The organism is Mycolicibacter sinensis (assembly GCF_001667375.1).
Classification (GTDB): Bacteria; Actinomycetota; Actinomycetes; order Mycobacteriales; family Mycobacteriaceae; genus Mycobacterium; species Mycobacterium sinense_A.
Window position 1 is genome coordinate 71,389 of the sequence record NZ_LZIN01000073.1, and the last position, 15,590, is coordinate 86,978.

Consider the following 15,590-nt stretch of genomic DNA (forward strand, 5'->3'; position numbering starts at 1 on the left):
ATGCGAGGCCATCAACGGTGCCGGTTGGTGCGTAGCGTCCGGTGGGCCATCTCCTTGGCCGCGGCAATGACCGCGGCCTCGTCGGGCTCGGCGTTTGTGAGGTAAGCGGCGTTCAACAGTCCGTCGACGGCGTAGTACAACAGTCCTGCCGTAGTGGGCGGATCGGCCACCGATGCGGCCCCGGCCGCCACCGCGGCGCCGATGGCGTCGGCCAGCAGCGTGATGACCTTCGAATCGGCCAGGCGCAGTTGGCGCAACCCGTCGCCGGAGGCTTGTGAGAACACCGCCCGATGCAGGGCCGCATTGGCGATGTCGTAGCGGATCATCTGCTCGATCAGCGCATCGATCGCCGCGGGCCAACCGGGGTCCGGGGGCGTGGCCGTGGTGAGCTGCTCCCGCACGGTGGCCAGGAAAGTCTCCAGGTAGTCGGTCCACAGCCTGGCCAGCAGGTGATCCTTGGAGTCGAAGTACAGGTAGAACGTTCCCTTGGCGACTTGAGCCGCCGCGGTGACTTTTTCCACCGTCAGCTCGGTCGGCTCGTCGGCCAGCAGCAAGCCGCGGGTCACCTCCAGCAACTGACGTTCCCGTTGTTCGGCGGGCAACGTCGTGCGCCGCCTACGAGATCCCTGCTGCGCCAAGGCACCTCTCCTTTCCGCGACATCGGTGCCGCCGGTGCCGAAGCCGTTGACAGTGCCGTGAAGCCACCGCTACGGTAACATGACTGACGGTCAGTCACTGACTTAGCCGGCCGAACGAAGGAGGTTCGCATGGCAACAACACACGTCACTCAGGACATCGCCGTCGACGAGAGTCGCACCAGCGCCCTGAGCCTGATGGCACTCGGCCGGGTGATCCTCGCCGGCATCTCACTGATCGCACCGCGGGGATTCGCCAAAATCCTCGGAGTCACGCCCTCCCCCGAACTCACCTACATGACCCGGATCTATGGCGCACGGGCATTCGCGATGGGCCTGGGCTACCTCACCAGCGCCACCAAGGAACGCCATCGCTGGAGGCGGCTCGCCCTGGTGGTCGACACCACCGACACCGTCAACGGCTTCGGCCACCTGGTGCGCCGCGATCTGCCGCTGCGGGCGGCTTTGAGCATGGTCGCCCTCACCGGCACCTATGCGGCTATCGGCGCGACGAAAGTCGCAACAGAGCAGTTCCGGTAGATCCGAGGGTTACAGGTACTGGCCCAGGTTGGATTCGGTGTCGATGGCCCGGCTCGCGCTGGAGCTCTTGCCGGTGACCAGGGTGCGGATGTAGACGATCCGCTCACCCTTCTTGCCCGAGATCCGTGCCCAGTCATCGGGATTGGTGGTGTTGGGCAGGTCCTCGTTCTCGGCGAACTCGTCGACGATCGAGTCCAGCAGGTGCTGGATGCGCAGGCCGGGCTGGCCGGTCTCCAGCACCGACTTGATCGCGTTCTTCTTCGCCCGGTCGACGACGTTTTGGATCATCGCCCCGGAGTTGAAGTCCTTGAAGTACATGACTTCCTTGTCACCGTTGGCGTAGGTGACCTCCAGGAACCGGTTGTCGTCGATCTCGGCGTACATCCGGTCGACGACCTTCTCGATCATCGCCTTGATGCACGCGGCGCGGTCGCCGCCGAACTCGGCCAGGTCGTCGGCGTGCACCGGCAACCCCACGGTCAGGTACTTGGAGAAGATGTCCTGGGCGGCTTCGGCATCCGGGCGCTCGATCTTGATCTTCACGTCGAGCCGGCCGGGCCGCAGGATCGCCGGGTCGATCATGTCCTCGCGGTTGGAGGCGCCGATCACGATGACGTTCTCCAGCCCCTCCACGCCGTCGATCTCGCTGAGCAACTGGGGAACCACCGTGGTCTCCACGTCCGAGGAGACACCGGTGCCACGGGTGCGGAAGATCGAGTCCATCTCGTCGAAGAACACGATCACCGGGGTGCCTTCGGACGCCTTCTCCCGGGCACGCTGGAAGATCAGCCGGATGTGGCGTTCGGTCTCGCCGACGAACTTGTTGAGCAGCTCGGGGCCCTTGATGTTGAGGAAGTACGACTTGGCCTCGTGGGCGTCGTCGCCGCGCACCTCGGCCATCTTCTTGGCCAGCGAGTTGGCCACCGCCTTGGCGATCAGCGTCTTACCGCAGCCGGGCGGGCCGTAGAGCAGCACACCTTTGGGCGGGCGCAGCGCGTACTCCCGGTACAGCTCCTTGTGCAGGAACGGCAGCTCCACGGCGTCGCGGATCTGCTCGATCTGGCGGCCCAAACCGCCGATGTCGCCGTAGCTGACATCGGGCACTTCCTCGAGCACCAGGTCTTCGACCTCAGCCTTGGGGATGCGCTCGAAGGCGTAGCCGGCCTTGGTGTCGACCAGCAGTGAGTCCCCGGGGCGCAGCTTGCGCGGACGCCAGTCGTCGGACGCCGCATCCGGATTGCTATCGGGCAGATCCGCGGCGACCAACGGCTCGGCCAGCCACACGATGCGCTCCTCGTCGGCGTGGCCCACCACCAGCGCCCGATGCCCGTCGGACAGCACCTCGCGCAGGGTTGAAATCTCCCCGACCGATTCGAAGGCGGTGGCCTCAACCACGGTGAGCGCCTCGTTGAGCCGCACCGTCTGGCCCTTTTGGAGCGTGCTGACGTCAATGTTCGGCGAGATGTTCAGCCGCATCCGGCGCCCGGAGGTGAACACGTCGACAGTCTCGTCCTCGTGGCTGGCCAGCAGCACGCCGTAGCCGCTGGGCGGCTGTCCGAGCCGGTCGACCTCCTCACGCAGGGCCAGCAGCTGCTGACGTGCGTCTTTGAGGGTGTCCATCAGCTTGGAGTTGCGCGCGGTCAGCGAGTCGATGTGCGATTCGAGCTGCCGCACGTCGCGCCCGACACGGGCGGTGTCCTGCGGGGCGTTGTCCAACTGTTCGCGCAGCACTGCGGCCTCGCGGCGCAGCTCCTCCAGCTCGGCCAGGTCGTCGTCGGGCGCGCCCGTCCCCCTGGACGCATCGAAAGCCTCAGAACGCTTTGAGTCTTCCATGTCGTTCATGTTGCGCTCCTTTCCCGAACTGGAAGTTGAAGCGACGGATACCTCAACGCTACCGGCCATTGTGCATTCGCGTGCGCTGTGGCAATCCGACACACCGGGAAACGCTGTTAGCCTTGGTAACGATTACAGCCGTCGAAAGGACCTTTGTGACCGCGAAATACCTAGCCACAGGCATCGCAGCAGCCGCGCTCGTCGGGGCGGCCGCAGCAGGTGTGACCTCGGTTGCAACCGTCGCCCCGCAGGTGCAGTTGACGGTGTTCGGCGCACCGCTGCCGCTGGACCCGCCGGCCGCGGTGCCGGCGCCCGAGCAGCTGACCGACGTTCTCAACACGCTGGCCGACCCGGGTATCCCCGCCGCCGGCAAGTCGTACCTGATCGAGGATGGCCTGGGCCCGGTCGAGAGCAGCATCATGGACCGCAAGATGGCCAAGGCCGCCGCGAACGGCAAGTTCCCGCTGGCGATCAGCGTGGCCAACATCGCCCCGGCCGGCCTCGGCGCGGCCACCGCGGACGTCACCGCCTCCGGGCCGCAGATGGAGCCGCGCACGGTCAACCTGACGTTCGTGGACCAGGGCGGCTGGAAGCTGTCCAAGACCTCGCTGATGACGCTGTCGCAGATGACATCGACGAACTGATCGCAGCTGGCATGTTCCGGCAGCACCGCGCCTTGATCACCGCCGTGGCGGCGGTGCTGGCGCTGTCGGGCTGCACCGGCCACCAGTCGGCGCAGGCGCCGGTAGCGGAGCCCTCGACACCGGGGTCGACGTCGATGGCGGCTGCTGCGCCGGTGTCGGCGATGCCGGCGCCGGAGGCACTGACCGACGTGCTCTACCGGCTATCCGACCCGGCGGTTCCCGGCGCGGAGAAGGTGGGCCTCGTCGAGGGCGCCAAGCCCACCGACGCCGGGACCATCGACAAGTTCGCCACCGCACTCAAAGACGGCGGGTATCTACCGCTGAACCTCGAGGCCGCCGGGCTGACCTGGTCGGACCGCCACCCTGGCAACGTGACCGCCGACGTCACTGTCAACACCGCCAACCCCGACACCGGCGCGTTCACGTTCCCGATGGAGTTCGCGCCGCACGTCGCCGACTGGCAGCTATCCCAGGAGACCGCCAAGACCTTGCTGGCGTTCGGCAAAGCGCATGCCGACTCATCTGCGCCTCCCGCGCCCTAGCCATGTGGATCGGCTGGCTGGAGTTCGACCTGCTGCTCGGTGACGTGCATTCGCTCAAGCAGAAGCGGTCGGTAGTGCGGCCGATCGTCGCGGAACTACGTCGCAAGTTCAATGTCTCGGCGGCCGAGGCGGATTCGACCGATCTGCACCGGCGCGCCGGGATCGGTCTGTCCGCGGTGTCCGGCGAGCGAGCCCATCTGGTGGAGGTGCTGGACGCCGCCGAGCGCCTGGTGGCCGCCCGCCCGGAGATCGAGCTGCTGTCGGTGCACCGCGGGCTGCGCCGCAGCGACGACTGAGAGTGCCACGCAAGCGGTTTGGAGTCCGAGGAGGCGATCAGGCTATGCCGGGCTGGCGTGACACCCTGAGCGAACAGGCGCAGTGCGACCTTGACGGGCTCACCGCCGCTGCAGTCGAATTCGCCCTGGCGGGCATCAAGGCAGGCGGTGAGTTCCGGCCGTTCGCCTTGGCGGTGTCCGTCGACGGCGAACAACAGGCGATCGCTCCCGACTTCCCCGGATCGCCCGATCTGACCGTCGTCGAACAACTGGCGGCGCACTGGAGAGCCGTCACCGAGGTCAAGGACACCCTGCGGGCCGCCGTCGTGGCGCTGAACGTCACCTTGACCGAGCGGCGCTGCGACGGAATAGAGTTCAGCGTCGAGCACCGCGACGGCGCGGCGCTAGGACTGATCTTTCCCTACGCGATCGGCGCCGACGGTGCCGTGGACGTGGAACCGCCGTCGGAACATGCGATGAGCCCACGGCTGTGGGGTCCCGAGGTCTGACCGCTCACACCGGGCGTTTTCGCCCCAGCCGGGTAGGGGTCACCGTGCCCGGCGCCAGCCGGCGGGCGGCGACCAGGAATGCGGTGTGGCCGCGCATCGCGTGTTGCGGTCGCACCGCCAGGCCGACGACGTTCCAGCCGCGCTGCAGCGTCTCCCAGGCACGCGGCTCGGTCCAGCACTGCTGACCGCGCAGCGCCTCGACCACCTCGGAGAGTTGGGTCACGGTGGCGACGTAGATCACCAGCACGCCACCGGGAATCAGCACCCGCGACACGGTGTCGAGCACCTCCCACGGCGCCAGCATGTCCAGCACCACTCGGTCGATCGATCCGGCCGCCATGTCGCAGTCGGCGACATCGCCCATCACCAGTTGCCAGTTATCCGGCAGGTGCCCGACGAAGGTCTCGACGTTGCGGCGGGCATGCTCGGCGTGGTCGTCGCGCAGCTCGTAGGAGATCACCCGGCCCTGCGGCCCGACGGCCCGCAACAGCGACAGCGTCAACGCACCCGAGCCGGCGCCGGCCTCCAGCACCCGGGCCCCGGGGAAGATGTCGCCCTCGTGGATGATCTGCGCGGAATCCTTCGGGTAGATCACCTGCGCCCCGCGCGGCATCGACATCACGTAGTCGACCAGCAGCGGCCGCAGCACCAGGAACGGATCGCCGTTGGCGGACTTGACCACGCTGCCGTCCGGCAGCCCGATCACCTCGTCGTGCGGGATGGCGCCGCGGTGGGTGTGGAAGTCGCCGCCGGGAACCAGCACCGTGGTGTAGCGGCGGCCTTTGGCGTCGGTGAACTGGGCCCGGTCACCCGCTTGGAAGATCCCCGATTCGGACACAGCCGCTAACACTAAAGCGTGCGTGACGAACGGGTTGTCGGTGCGTGCCCGTAAGGTGCCTGATTATGAGCAGTCCGGCGTTGTCCCCGTCGCGTGCGGCTGACTTCAAACAGTGCCCGCTGCTGTACCGTTTCCGGGCGATCGACCGGCTGCCCGAGGCCCCCTCGGCGGCGCAGTTGCGCGGCTCGGTGGTGCACGGTGCCCTGGAGCGGCTCTACGCGCTACCGGCGCCGCAGCGCGGACCGGAGGCGGCGGCGGAGTTGGTGGCCCCGTCCTGGGAGCAGCTGATCAGCGCCGAGCCGGGCCTGGGCGAGGGGCTGGATACCGAGAAGCTGCTGGCCGAGGCCCGCAAACTACTGTCGGGCTACTACCGGCTGGAGGATCCGCGCCGGTTCGATCCGCAGAGCTGCGAGCAGCGCGTCGAGGTCGAGCTGGCCGACGGAACCATGTTGCGGGGCTTCGTCGACCGCATCGACGTCGCGCCCGCCGGAAGCCTGCGGGTCGTCGACTACAAGACCGGCAGAGCCCCATCAGTCACCGGCCGGCCGTCCGCGGCTGCCGAATCCAAGGCGCTGTTCCAAATGAAGTTCTACGCGGTGGCGGTGCTGCGATCACGCGGAGTGCTGCCCGCGCAGCTGCGGCTGATCTACCTGGCCGACGGCCAGATCCTGGACTACTCCCCCGACCACGCCGAGCTGCTGCGCTTCGAGAAGACCTTGATCGCGATCTGGCGGGCCATTCAGACCGCCGGAGCCACAGGCGATTTCCGGCCCAATCGGTCGCGGTTGTGTGACTGGTGCGCGCACCGCGCGCTATGTCCGGCGTTCGGCGGGGCCCCGCCGTCCTACCCCGGCTGGCCGGCCGACGACGCCGCATGACCGGCAGCTACTACCGTCGGGCACCGGGCACCGACGCGGGAGACGTGTTCGAGTCCACGCAACTCACCGGCAGCGTCTGGGGACCAGATCTGCAGCACGGCTCACCCCCGCTGGCGCTGCTCACTCGCGAAATCGAATATCTGATCGCGGGCTCCGGCCAGCGGATCGCCCGGCTGGCCCTGGACATTCTGGGCGCGATCCCGGTGGCTCCGGTGCGAGTACATGCGTGGGTGCAGCGCTCGGGCAGGCGGATCCGGCTGCTGGAGGCCGAGATGCGGTCCTGCGACGACGACCGTCCGGTGGCTCGGCTGAGCGCGTGGGCGCTGGCGACCACCGACACCACCACGGTGGCCGCCGACCGGCACCCGCCGCTGCCCCAGGGACCGTCGCTGCCGCCGCCGGCGTGGTTCGCCCAGAGCACCGGCTATGCCCGGTCCGTTCAGTGGCGCGCCCAGCCGGACTCCCCCGACGGTGCCGCGGTGGCCTGGCTGAGTCCCCGGGTACATCTGGTCGACGCCGAGCCGACCACCGCCCTGCAGCGGCTGGCCATGGTGGTCGACTCGGCCAACGGCATCGGCGCCGCCCTGGACACCGAGGAATACATGTTCATGAACACCGACACCGTGGTGCATCTGCACCGGCTGCCGGCCGGAGAAGAATTCGGATTGCGGGCCCGCGCCTCGATCGGGCCGGACGGCGTGGGCGCGACCACCGCGGAGCTGTTCGACCGCAGCGGATTCATCGGGACGTCAGCGCAATCCCTGCTGGTGCAGCGACGCTGAACGCCTCAGCTCACACGACCGCGGTGAACGCGGCGATCGCGATACCGCCCACGACCGCGAGACCGTCCTCCAGTAGTGCGATCGGCAGGGCGCGGCCGGGGGATGCGCCCAGGCGGGTGCGGGCCTCATAGCCGCCCAGCGTGCCCAGGACCGCACCGATGACACCCGCCCCGAGCGCCGTCCAGGTGTAGCCCCAGGCCGTGCCGATGACGGCGCCCGCAAAGGCGCCCGAGACAATGCGGGCGGCGAACGACGGCGCTACCGTGCGGGCCGGTGTCTTGGGAAGTTTGTCGGTGACCAGTTCACCGACTGCCAGCACGGTCAGGATGGCGACGCTCACCGGATGACTCAGCCATTGAACCCAGGTGCCGTCCATGTTGATCCAGTGCAGCGCGGCCGCCCAGGCGACGACCGCCGGCGCGGTCAGCGCACGCAGGCCGGCGACGACGCCGATCAACAGTGCGAGCAGCAGCACGAGGAAATGCGTCACTTCGGGCCTCCTAGGATCCCCCGGACGCTAACACGCCGGCACCGCTCAGAATCGGCAGAAGCGAATGTCCGACGCCAGAATGGACTTGGCTCCGATGGCGGCCAGTTCGTCCATGATCGCGTTGACCTGGCGGCGCGGGACCAGCGCGCGCACCGCCACCCAGTCCGGCTCGGCCAGCGGGGCGATGGTCGGAGACTCCAGTCCCGGGGTGATCGCGGCAGCCTGCTCCAGAGCCGCACGCGGACAGTTGTAATCCAGCATCAGGTACTGCTGGCCGAAGACCACGCCACGCACCCGGCCCGCCAGCTGATCACGTGCTGCGGCCGTCTGTTGGCTGCGGCCGTTCGGCTTGGCGGCCTCGATGAGCACCGCCTCCGAATCGCAGAGCGTCTCACCGAACGCCACCAGGTCATGCTGGCGCAGGGTGCGGCCCGAGCCGACCACGTCGGCGATCGCGTCGGCCACCCCGAGCTGAATCGAGATCTCCACCGCGCCGTCCAGACGGATGACGGTCGCGTCGATCCCCCTGGCCGCCAAGTCTTTCCGAACCAGGTTGGGATAGGCGGTGGCGATGCGCTTGCCGGCCAGATCCGCCACTGCCCAGTCCCGCCCGGCCGGGGCGGCGTAGCGGAACCGCGACGAACCGAATCCCAGCGCCAGCCGTTCGCGCACCGGCGCAGTGGATTCCAGCGCCAGGTCCCGGCCGGTGACGCCCAGGTCCAACTCCCCCGACCCGACATAGATGGCGATGTCCTTGGGCCGCAGGAAGAAGAACTCGACTTTGTTGCCCGGATCGATGACCGTCAGATCCTTGGCGTCGCTGCGGCTGCGGTAGCCGGCCTCGGCCAGCATCGCCGCGGCGGATTCACTGAGCGCCCCCTTGTTGGGGACCGCGACACGCAACATGCTCACAGCTTCCGGTAGATGTCGGACAGCGTCAGCCCGCGCGAGATCATCAGCACCTGGGTCCAATACAGCAGCTGGCTGATCTCCTCCGCCAAGGCGTCGTCGGACTCGTGCTCGGCGGCCATCCATACTTCGCCGGCCTCTTCCAGAATCTTCTTTCCGACGGTGTGCACCCCGGCGTCCAGCGCGGCCACGGTGGCGCTGCCGGCCGGCCGGGTGGCGGCGCGCTCACCGAGTTCGGCGAACAGCTCCTCGAAGGTCTTCACGAGCAGGGATTGTTTCATGCGCCATCAGCGGCAGTCACGGCGGTTTCCGGCGACGGCCCGCTGCGGTCCGGCCAGATCGGCGTGGATTTCGGCCAGGTGCGCCGGCTCGAGACCGGCCAGGGTGGTCACCTGACGACGCCGCGGCCCGGGCGGCACCGGGATCGCATTGGGCGCCACCAGCACCGCGCAGCCGGCCGCCTCGGCCGCCGCGGCGCCGGTTGGCGAGTCCTCCACTGCCAGACACCAGCGCGGATCCAGCTCCAGCAGCCCGGCGGCCCGCAGGTAGGGATCCGGTGCCGGCTTGCCGTGCGGCACCTCGTCGCCGCAGACCACGGCCGCAAAGTAGTGCCGGCCGATGGTGTTCACCGCCCGCTCGGCCAACACCCGCGGGGTGTTGGTCACCAGGGCCATCGGCACCGCCGCCGCGGTCAGTCCGTCGAGCAGCTCGCGGGCGCCCTCGCACCAGGGCAATCCGGCGTCGAAGAGCCCGGCGGTGTAGTCGTGTAGCCAACGCGCCGAGCCGGCCATCGCCGCCAGGTCCAGCGGCAGTCCCAGGTCGTCGTAGACGATGCGCATGGTGTTCTCCGCGCAACCACCGACGGTGGACGCCCGGACCTCCGGGGTCAGCACCCCGCCGAGGCGGTCATAGAGCGCATCCATCGCGACGTCCCACAGCTTCTCGGAGTCGACCAGGGTGCCGTCCATGTCCCAGAGCACCGCGCGCAGAGCTCAGTCCTCCGGGTTGTAGCCGAGGTTGGCGCCGAGCCAGCGCTCGGCTTCGGTCAGGGTCCAACCCTTGCGCTTCGCATAGTCGGCGACCTGGTCCTGGGCCAACCGGCCGATCACGAAATACTGCGACTGCGGGTGCGAGAAATACAGGCCGCTGACGGCGGCGCCGGGCCACATCGCCATCGAGTCGGTCAGCTCGATGCGGGTCCGCTCGTGGACGTCCATCAACTTCCAGATCGTCGCCTTCTCGGTGTGCTCCGGGCAGGCCGGATAGCCCGGGGCGGGGCGGATGCCCTGGTACTTCTCGGCGATGAGCGCCTCGTTGTCCAAGGCCTCGTCCGGCTGGAACCCCCAGAACTCCTTGCGAACCCGCTGGTGCATCCGTTCGGCGAAGGCCTCGGCCAGCCGGTCGGCGACCGACTCCAGCAGGATCGCGCTGTAGTCGTCGAGGTCTGCCTTGAACTCCGCGATCTTCTCGCCGCTGCCGAGCCCCGCGGTGACAGCGAAGGCGCCGATGTAGTCCGCCAGACCCGTTTCCTTGGGTGCGATGAAGTCACCCAGCGACCGGTTCGGGATGCCGGCCCGGTGCGCACCCTGCTGACGCAGGTTGTGGAACATGGTCAGCACCTCGGTACGGGACTCGTCGGTGTAGACCTCGACGTCGTCGCCGACCGCGTTGGCCGGGAAGAAGCCGATCACCGCGTTGGCCGTCAGCCACTTCTCCTCGATCGCCCGGTCGAGCATCTGCTGGGCGTCGTCGTACAGCTTGCGGGCAGCCTCACCCGACGCCGGGTTGTTGAGGATGTCGGGGAAGCGGCCCTTCATCTCCCAGGCGTTGAAGAACGGCTGCCAGTCGATGAACTCCCGCAGTTCGGCAAGGTCGTAGTCGAGGAACTCGCGCACGCCGAGTCCCTGGACGGGTACCGGTGGCGTGTAGCCCTCCCACTCGATCGGCGTCCGGTTCGCCCGGGCCTTCTCCAGCGGCACCATCGGCCGCTCGTTCTTCTGGGCGTGCCGTTCCCGCAGCGACGCGTAGTCGGCCGCGGTCTGCTCCAGCAGCGCCGGCCGCTGCTTGTCGTCGAGCAACGCGGCAGCGACCGGCACCGAGCGGGACGCGTCTTTGACCCAGATCACCGGACCGCTGCGCCGTGGCGCGATCTTCACCGCCGTGTGGGCGCTCGAGGTGGTCGCGCCGCCGATCAGCAGCGGGATCTCCAGACCTTCGCGTTCCATCTCGACGGCGAAGCCGGCCATCTCCTCCAGCGACGGGGTGATCAGGCCGGAGAGCCCGACCATGTCGGCGTCGTACTCGTTGACCGCGGCCAAGATCTTGTCGGCGGGCACCATCACACCGAGGTCGATGACGGTGTAGTTGTTGCACTGCAGCACGACCCCGACGATGTTCTTACCGATGTCGTGGACGTCGCCCTTCACGGTCGCCATCACGATCGTGCCGTTGGTGTGGTCAGCGTCGCCGGGCTGCTTTTCCGCCTCGATGTACGGCAGCAGGTAGGCCACGGCCTTCTTCATCACCCGGGCCGACTTCACCACCTGGGGCAGGAACATCTTGCCCGCGCCGAAGAGGTCGCCGACGACGTTCATGCCGTCCATCAGCGGGCCCTCGATCACCTCGATCGGGCGGCCGCCCGCGGCGGCGATCTCGGCCCGCAGTTCCTCGGTGTCTTCATCGACGTGGGCATCGATGCCCTTGACCAGGGCGTGCGTGATCCGCTCACGGACCGGGAGGCTGCGCCACTCGGCTGCTGCGGGATCTTCGGCCTTCCCGGAGGAGTTGAACCGTTCGGCGATCTCCAGCAGCCGCTCGGCGGCATCCTCGCGACGGTTCAGCACGACGTCTTCGATGCGCTCCCGCAGTTCGGGGTCGATCGAGTCGTAGGGCACCAGCGCCCCGGCGTTGACGATGCCCATGTCCAGACCGGCCTTGATGGCGTGGAACAAAAACACCGCGTGGATCGCCTCGCGGACCGGGTTGTTGCCCCGGAACGAGAACGACACGTTCGAGATGCCGCCGGAGATGTGCACCCCGGGCAGGTTCTCCTTGATCCAGGCGCAGGCCTCGATGAAGTCGATGCCGTAGGTCGCGTGTTCCTCGATGCCGGTCGCCAGCGCGAAGCAGTTCGGGTCGAAGATGATGTCCTCGGCGGGGAAGCCGACCTGCTCGGTCAGGATCCGGTAGGCGCGCCCGCAGATCTCCTTGCGGCGCTCCAGGTTGTCGGCCTGGCCCTGCTCGTCGAAAGCCATCACGACGACGGCGGCGCCGTACTTGCGGCACAGCCGTGCCTCGCGGATGAACTTCTCCTCGCCCTCCTTCATGGAGATCGAGTTGACGATCGGCTTGCCCTGCACGTTCTTCAGGCCCGCCTCGATGACCTCCCATTTGGAGGAGTCGATCATCACCGGGACGCGGCTGATGTCCGGTTCGGCCGCAACCAGTTTGGTGAACCGGTCCATCGCGGCGACGCCGTCGATCATGCCCTCGTCCATGTTGATGTCGATGACCTGCGAACCGACCTCGACCTGCTGCAGAGCGACTGACAACGCGGTGTCGTAGTCCTCGGCCTTGATCAGGTTGCGGAACCGGGCGGAGCCGGTGATGTTGGTGCGCTCACCGATATTCACGAACAGCGAGTCGTCGGTAATGTTGAGCGGTTCCAGGCCCGCGAGCCGGGTGGCCAGCTCGATCTTGGGCAGCTGGCGCGGCGGCTTGCCCTCGACGACCTTGGCGATCTCGGCGATGTGCTCCGGCGCCGTGCCGCAGCAGCCCCCGACGAGGTTGACCAGGCCGGCCTCGGCGAAGTCGGCGATGTAGCCGGCCTGACGCTCCGGGGATTCGTCGTACTCGCCAAAGGCATTGGGCAGGCCGGCGTTCGGGTAGCAGGAGATGTGGGTGTCGGCGATCCGCGCCATCTCGGCGATGTAGGGCCGCATCTCCGGCGCGCCCAGGGCGCAGTTGAGGCCCACCGCGATCGGATTCGCGTGCCGGATCGAGTTCCAGAACGCCTCGGTGACCTGACCCGACAAGGTGCGCCCGGACGCATCGGTGATGGTGCCGGAGATGATGACCGGCCAGCGGCGCCCGCGGTCCTCGAACAGTGTCTCGACGGCGAACACCGCAGCCTTGGCGTTCAGCGAGTCGAAGATCGTCTCGATGAGAAGGATGTCGGCGCCACCGTCGACCAGGCCGTTGGCGGCTTCGAGGTAGGCGGCGACCAACTGGTCGTAGGAGACGTTGCGGGCGCCCGGGTCGTTGACGTCCGGCGAGATCGACGCCGTCCGCGTCGTCGGTCCAAGCGTGCCGGCCACGTAGCGCGGCTTGTCCGGCGTGCTGTATTCGTCGGCCGCCTTGCGGGCCAGGGCGGCACCGGCGTAGTTCAGCTCGTAGCTGAAGTCGGCCATGTCGTAGTCGGAGAGCGAGATCGCGTTCGCGTTGAACGTATTGGTCTCCAGGATGTCGGCGCCCGCCTCGAGGTACTCGCGGTGAATGCCCTCGATGATCTGCGGCTGCGTCAGGGTGAGCAGGTCGTTGTTGCCCTGCAGCGGGGACGGCCACTCGGCGAACCGCTCACCGCGGTAACCGGCCTCGTCCGGACGGTCCCGCTGAATCGCCGTGCCCATCGCGCCGTCGATCACCAGGATCCGCGCGCCCAGCGCAGCCGTCAGCTCGTCGGTGGCGTCGGGCCGGATGTTGGGCGCGAAGGTTTCGGGCTCGGAGGCGGTCATGCAGGGTCCTTCCGTGACGGAAGGCGTCCTTAACTCTGTCGAGCGTGGCGGCCACCGGCAGAGACCGGCGAACCGTTGCAACGCCTCTCGACGCAGAAGAGTCTACGTGCTCACCCGGCGCCGGGACGAAGGCCCCGATGAACAAGGCGACTCAGCCGGTGGGAGTAGAGCCCGTGATCAGTGCGCACGCCGTAGGCTGACTTTGTGACCCGACCGGATGACGGCACTGCGTTTCCCGAGCTGCGCGACACCATTGTGGTGGCCGCATTCGAGGGCTGGAACGACGCCGGCGACGCCGCCAGCGACGCGGTGCAGCACCTGAACGACATCTGGGAGGCCCGCCTGCTCGTCGATATCGACGACGAGGCGTACTACGACTATCAGGTCAACAGGCCCGTGATCCGCCAGCTCGACGGCGTCACCCGCGAGCTGGTGTGGCCGTCGATGCGCGTTTCGCACTGCCGGCCGCCGGGCAGCGACCGCGACATCGTACTGATGCACGGCGTGGAACCGAACATGCGCTGGCGGACGTTCTGCGCCGAGCTGCTGGCGATCATCGAGCAACTCGACGTCGACACCGTGGTGATCCTGGGCGCGTTGCTGGCCGACACCCCGCACACCCGCCCGGTGCCGGTGTCGGGGGCGGCGTACTCGGCGGAGTCGGCCACCCGCTTCGGGTTGACCGAGACCCGCTACGAGGGCCCGACCGGTATCACCGGGGTGTTCCAGGACGCCTGCGTGGCGGCCGGGATTCCGGCGGTGACGTTCTGGGCTGCGGTGCCGCACTACGTCTCGCAGCCGCCCAATCCCAAGGCGACCGTCGCGCTGCTGCGCCGCGTGGAGGACGCACTGGACGTCGAGGTGCCGCTCGGCGATCTGCCGGCCCAAGCCGAGGAGTGGGAGCTGGCGGTCACCGAGATGGCCAGCGAGGACGACGAGATCGCCGACTACGTGGCCTCGCTGGAGGAACGTGGCGACGCCGAGGTCGACATGACCGAAGCGCTGAACAAGATCGACGGCGACGCGCTGGCCGCCGAGTTCGAGCGCTATCTGCGCCGGCGCCGGCGCTGACTTATTTCTCGAGGGCCTCGTTGTGGGCGCTGGTGGAGCGCCCCAGCGCCGCGACCTCGGCGTCCATCCGCGGCACGATGGTGGCGGCCCCTTTGATGAACGGGGCTTCCACGGCCCGCAATGTCAGCACCGGCTTGAGCCAGCGGAACAGGCCCACCCAGCGCGGGCAGTAGACGCGGCGGCGGCGGCTCTCGATGCCCTCGATGAAGGCATCGACACATTCGTCGACCGAGGTGGTCTTGTTCAGCGGCCACGGCAGTTTGGCCAGCATGTCGCCGAAGGCCCCCAGATCGGCTTTGACATCGCGAACCATGGGGGTGTCGATCCAGCCCATATGCGCCGATCCGACCTCCACGCCCTGGTAGGCGACCTCCTGGCGCAGCGCACTGGCGAAGTGCTCGACCGCGGCCTTGGCCGCGTCGTAGGACGCCATCCCGGCCAGCGGGGTGAACGCCGCCAGCGAGGACACGACCAGCACATAACCGCGACGCTCGATCACCGCCGGCAGGGTGGCCCGCACCGTATTGAACACCCCGACCACGTCGACGTCGATCACCCGTTTGAACGTCTCGGGATCCACATTCAGCACCGAGCCGTAGCTGGCGATGCCGGCGTTGGCCACCACGGTGTCGATGCGGCCGAAGCGCTCGACGGCCGCATCGGCGGCGGCCTGCATGGTGTCCAGGTCGCGCACGTCGGCGGCGACGGCCAGCACCCGGTCACCGCCGAGTTCGTCGGCCAGCGCGGTGAGCGCTGCCTGGTCCAGGTCGGTCAGCACCAGCTTGGCGCCCTTGGCGTGCAGTTTCTTTGCTGCCTCGGCGCCGATACCGTGCGCGCCGCCGGTGATGAAGATGACTTGGGAGTGAATCGAAACCATGCGGCCAAACTACCCGCGGCACGGCTCGGGGCTA

Annotated in this window: 17 protein-coding genes; 8 read left to right on the plus strand and 9 right to left on the minus strand. The window is 68.2% G+C overall.

Annotated features, from left to right (window positions below):
- Window positions 1-11 precede the first annotated feature (11 nt).
- Window positions 12-638: a TetR/AcrR family transcriptional regulator gene (locus tag A5771_RS14585; RefSeq protein ID WP_082947236.1), complete on the minus strand. Its 627-nt coding sequence runs from the start codon at window positions 636-638 to the stop codon at window positions 12-14.
- Between the two features lie 129 nt (window positions 639-767).
- On the opposite strand from A5771_RS14585, the gene A5771_RS14590 reads away from it, so the two are divergent.
- Window positions 768-1,175: a hypothetical protein gene (locus A5771_RS14590; RefSeq protein ID WP_064855921.1), complete on the plus strand. Its 408-nt coding sequence runs from the start codon at window positions 768-770 to the stop codon at window positions 1,173-1,175.
- A 9-nt stretch (window positions 1,176-1,184) separates the two neighbouring features.
- On the opposite strand, the gene arc is transcribed toward A5771_RS14590, so the two are convergent.
- Window positions 1,185-3,008, minus strand: a complete 1,824-nt coding sequence (gene arc / locus A5771_RS14595; protein ID WP_064855985.1) for a proteasome ATPase — start codon at window positions 3,006-3,008, stop codon at window positions 1,185-1,187.
- A gap of 155 nt (window positions 3,009-3,163) precedes the next feature.
- Here arc and A5771_RS14600 point away from each other — a divergent pair, with 155 nt between their 5' ends.
- From A5771_RS14600 to A5771_RS14615, 4 genes are read left to right on the plus strand one after another with little or no spacing between them, the layout of a single operon-like run.
- On the plus strand, window positions 3,164-3,652 hold the full coding sequence (locus A5771_RS14600) for a hypothetical protein (RefSeq protein WP_064855922.1): 489 nt from the start codon (window positions 3,164-3,166) through the stop codon (window positions 3,650-3,652).
- A gap of 11 nt (window positions 3,653-3,663) precedes the next feature.
- Complete coding sequence (locus A5771_RS14605; protein ID WP_064855923.1) at window positions 3,664-4,194, plus strand: hypothetical protein; 531 nt, start codon at window positions 3,664-3,666, stop codon at window positions 4,192-4,194.
- A gap of 2 nt (window positions 4,195-4,196) precedes the next feature.
- Window positions 4,197-4,490, plus strand: a complete 294-nt coding sequence (locus A5771_RS14610; RefSeq protein WP_064855924.1) for a DUF503 domain-containing protein — start codon at window positions 4,197-4,199, stop codon at window positions 4,488-4,490.
- Between the two features lie 44 nt (window positions 4,491-4,534).
- The gene (locus A5771_RS14615) at window positions 4,535-4,978 is read left to right on the plus strand and encodes a hypothetical protein (protein WP_064855925.1); all 444 of its coding nucleotides are present in this window, start codon (window positions 4,535-4,537) and stop codon (window positions 4,976-4,978) included.
- A gap of 4 nt (window positions 4,979-4,982) precedes the next feature.
- Here A5771_RS14615 and A5771_RS14620 read toward each other — a convergent pair whose 3' ends face one another.
- Window positions 4,983-5,816, minus strand: a complete 834-nt coding sequence (locus A5771_RS14620) for a tRNA (adenine-N1)-methyltransferase (protein ID WP_064855926.1) — start codon at window positions 5,814-5,816, stop codon at window positions 4,983-4,985.
- A 65-nt stretch (window positions 5,817-5,881) separates the two neighbouring features.
- Here A5771_RS14620 and A5771_RS14625 point away from each other — a divergent pair, with 65 nt between their 5' ends.
- Entirely contained in the window at window positions 5,882-6,694 is an 813-nt protein-coding gene (locus A5771_RS14625) for a RecB family exonuclease (protein ID WP_064855927.1), read from the plus strand.
- The gene (locus A5771_RS14630) at window positions 6,691-7,476 is read left to right on the plus strand and encodes a thioesterase family protein (protein ID WP_064855928.1); all 786 of its coding nucleotides are present in this window, start codon (window positions 6,691-6,693) and stop codon (window positions 7,474-7,476) included. Before A5771_RS14625 ends, A5771_RS14630 begins: the two co-directional genes overlap by 4 nt.
- Window positions 7,477-7,486: 10 nt before the next feature.
- On the opposite strand, the gene A5771_RS14635 is transcribed toward A5771_RS14630, so the two are convergent.
- Genes A5771_RS14635 through metH form a run of 5 tightly spaced genes read right to left on the minus strand, consistent with a single transcriptional unit; the run spans window position 7,487 to window position 13,608 of the window.
- Complete coding sequence (locus tag A5771_RS14635) at window positions 7,487-7,966, minus strand: glycine zipper 2TM domain-containing protein (protein ID WP_064855929.1); 480 nt, start codon at window positions 7,964-7,966, stop codon at window positions 7,487-7,489.
- 45 nt (window positions 7,967-8,011) lie between these two features.
- A complete protein-coding gene (hisG, locus tag A5771_RS14640) occupies window positions 8,012-8,872 on the minus strand; it encodes an ATP phosphoribosyltransferase (RefSeq protein WP_064855930.1) in 861 nt (286 codons plus the stop codon).
- A gap of 2 nt (window positions 8,873-8,874) precedes the next feature.
- Complete coding sequence (locus A5771_RS14645; RefSeq protein ID WP_064855931.1) at window positions 8,875-9,156, minus strand: phosphoribosyl-ATP diphosphatase; 282 nt, start codon at window positions 9,154-9,156, stop codon at window positions 8,875-8,877.
- A 6-nt stretch (window positions 9,157-9,162) separates the two neighbouring features.
- Window positions 9,163-9,864 (minus strand): HAD family hydrolase, encoded by a 702-nt coding sequence (locus tag A5771_RS14650; RefSeq protein WP_064855932.1) that lies wholly within the window; start codon window positions 9,862-9,864, stop codon window positions 9,163-9,165.
- A 3-nt stretch (window positions 9,865-9,867) separates the two neighbouring features.
- Window positions 9,868-13,608, minus strand: a complete 3,741-nt coding sequence (metH, locus tag A5771_RS14655; protein ID WP_064855933.1) for a methionine synthase — start codon at window positions 13,606-13,608, stop codon at window positions 9,868-9,870.
- A 204-nt stretch (window positions 13,609-13,812) separates the two neighbouring features.
- Here metH and A5771_RS14660 point away from each other — a divergent pair, with 204 nt between their 5' ends.
- Complete coding sequence (locus A5771_RS14660) at window positions 13,813-14,679, plus strand: PAC2 family protein (RefSeq protein WP_064855934.1); 867 nt, start codon at window positions 13,813-13,815, stop codon at window positions 14,677-14,679.
- 1 nt (window position 14,680) lies between these two features.
- On the opposite strand, the gene A5771_RS14665 is transcribed toward A5771_RS14660, so the two are convergent.
- Window positions 14,681-15,556, minus strand: a complete 876-nt coding sequence (locus A5771_RS14665) for an SDR family oxidoreductase (RefSeq protein WP_064855935.1) — start codon at window positions 15,554-15,556, stop codon at window positions 14,681-14,683.
- Window positions 15,557-15,590 lie beyond the last annotated feature (34 nt).

Coding starts and splice junctions, on each gene's coding strand:
- A5771_RS14590 (WP_064855921.1), top strand. CDS start 768: ATGGCAACAACACACGTCACTCAGGACATCGCCGTCGACGAGAGTCGC.
- arc (WP_064855985.1), bottom strand. CDS start 3,008: ATGGAAGACTCAAAGCGTTCTGAGGCTTTCGATGCGTCCAGGGGGACG.
- A5771_RS14605 (WP_064855923.1), top strand. CDS start 3,664: ATGTTCCGGCAGCACCGCGCCTTGATCACCGCCGTGGCGGCGGTGCTG.
- A5771_RS14610 (WP_064855924.1), top strand. CDS start 4,197: ATGTGGATCGGCTGGCTGGAGTTCGACCTGCTGCTCGGTGACGTGCAT.
- A5771_RS14615 (WP_064855925.1), top strand. CDS start 4,535: ATGCCGGGCTGGCGTGACACCCTGAGCGAACAGGCGCAGTGCGACCTT.
- A5771_RS14625 (WP_064855927.1), top strand. CDS start 5,882: ATGAGCAGTCCGGCGTTGTCCCCGTCGCGTGCGGCTGACTTCAAACAG.
- A5771_RS14630 (WP_064855928.1), top strand. CDS start 6,691: ATGACCGGCAGCTACTACCGTCGGGCACCGGGCACCGACGCGGGAGAC.
- hisG (WP_064855930.1), bottom strand. CDS start 8,872: ATGTTGCGTGTCGCGGTCCCCAACAAGGGGGCGCTCAGTGAATCCGCC.
- A5771_RS14645 (WP_064855931.1), bottom strand. CDS start 9,156: ATGAAACAATCCCTGCTCGTGAAGACCTTCGAGGAGCTGTTCGCCGAA.
- metH (WP_064855933.1), bottom strand. CDS start 13,608: ATGACCGCCTCCGAGCCCGAAACCTTCGCGCCCAACATCCGGCCCGAC.
- A5771_RS14665 (WP_064855935.1), bottom strand. CDS start 15,556: ATGGTTTCGATTCACTCCCAAGTCATCTTCATCACCGGCGGCGCGCAC.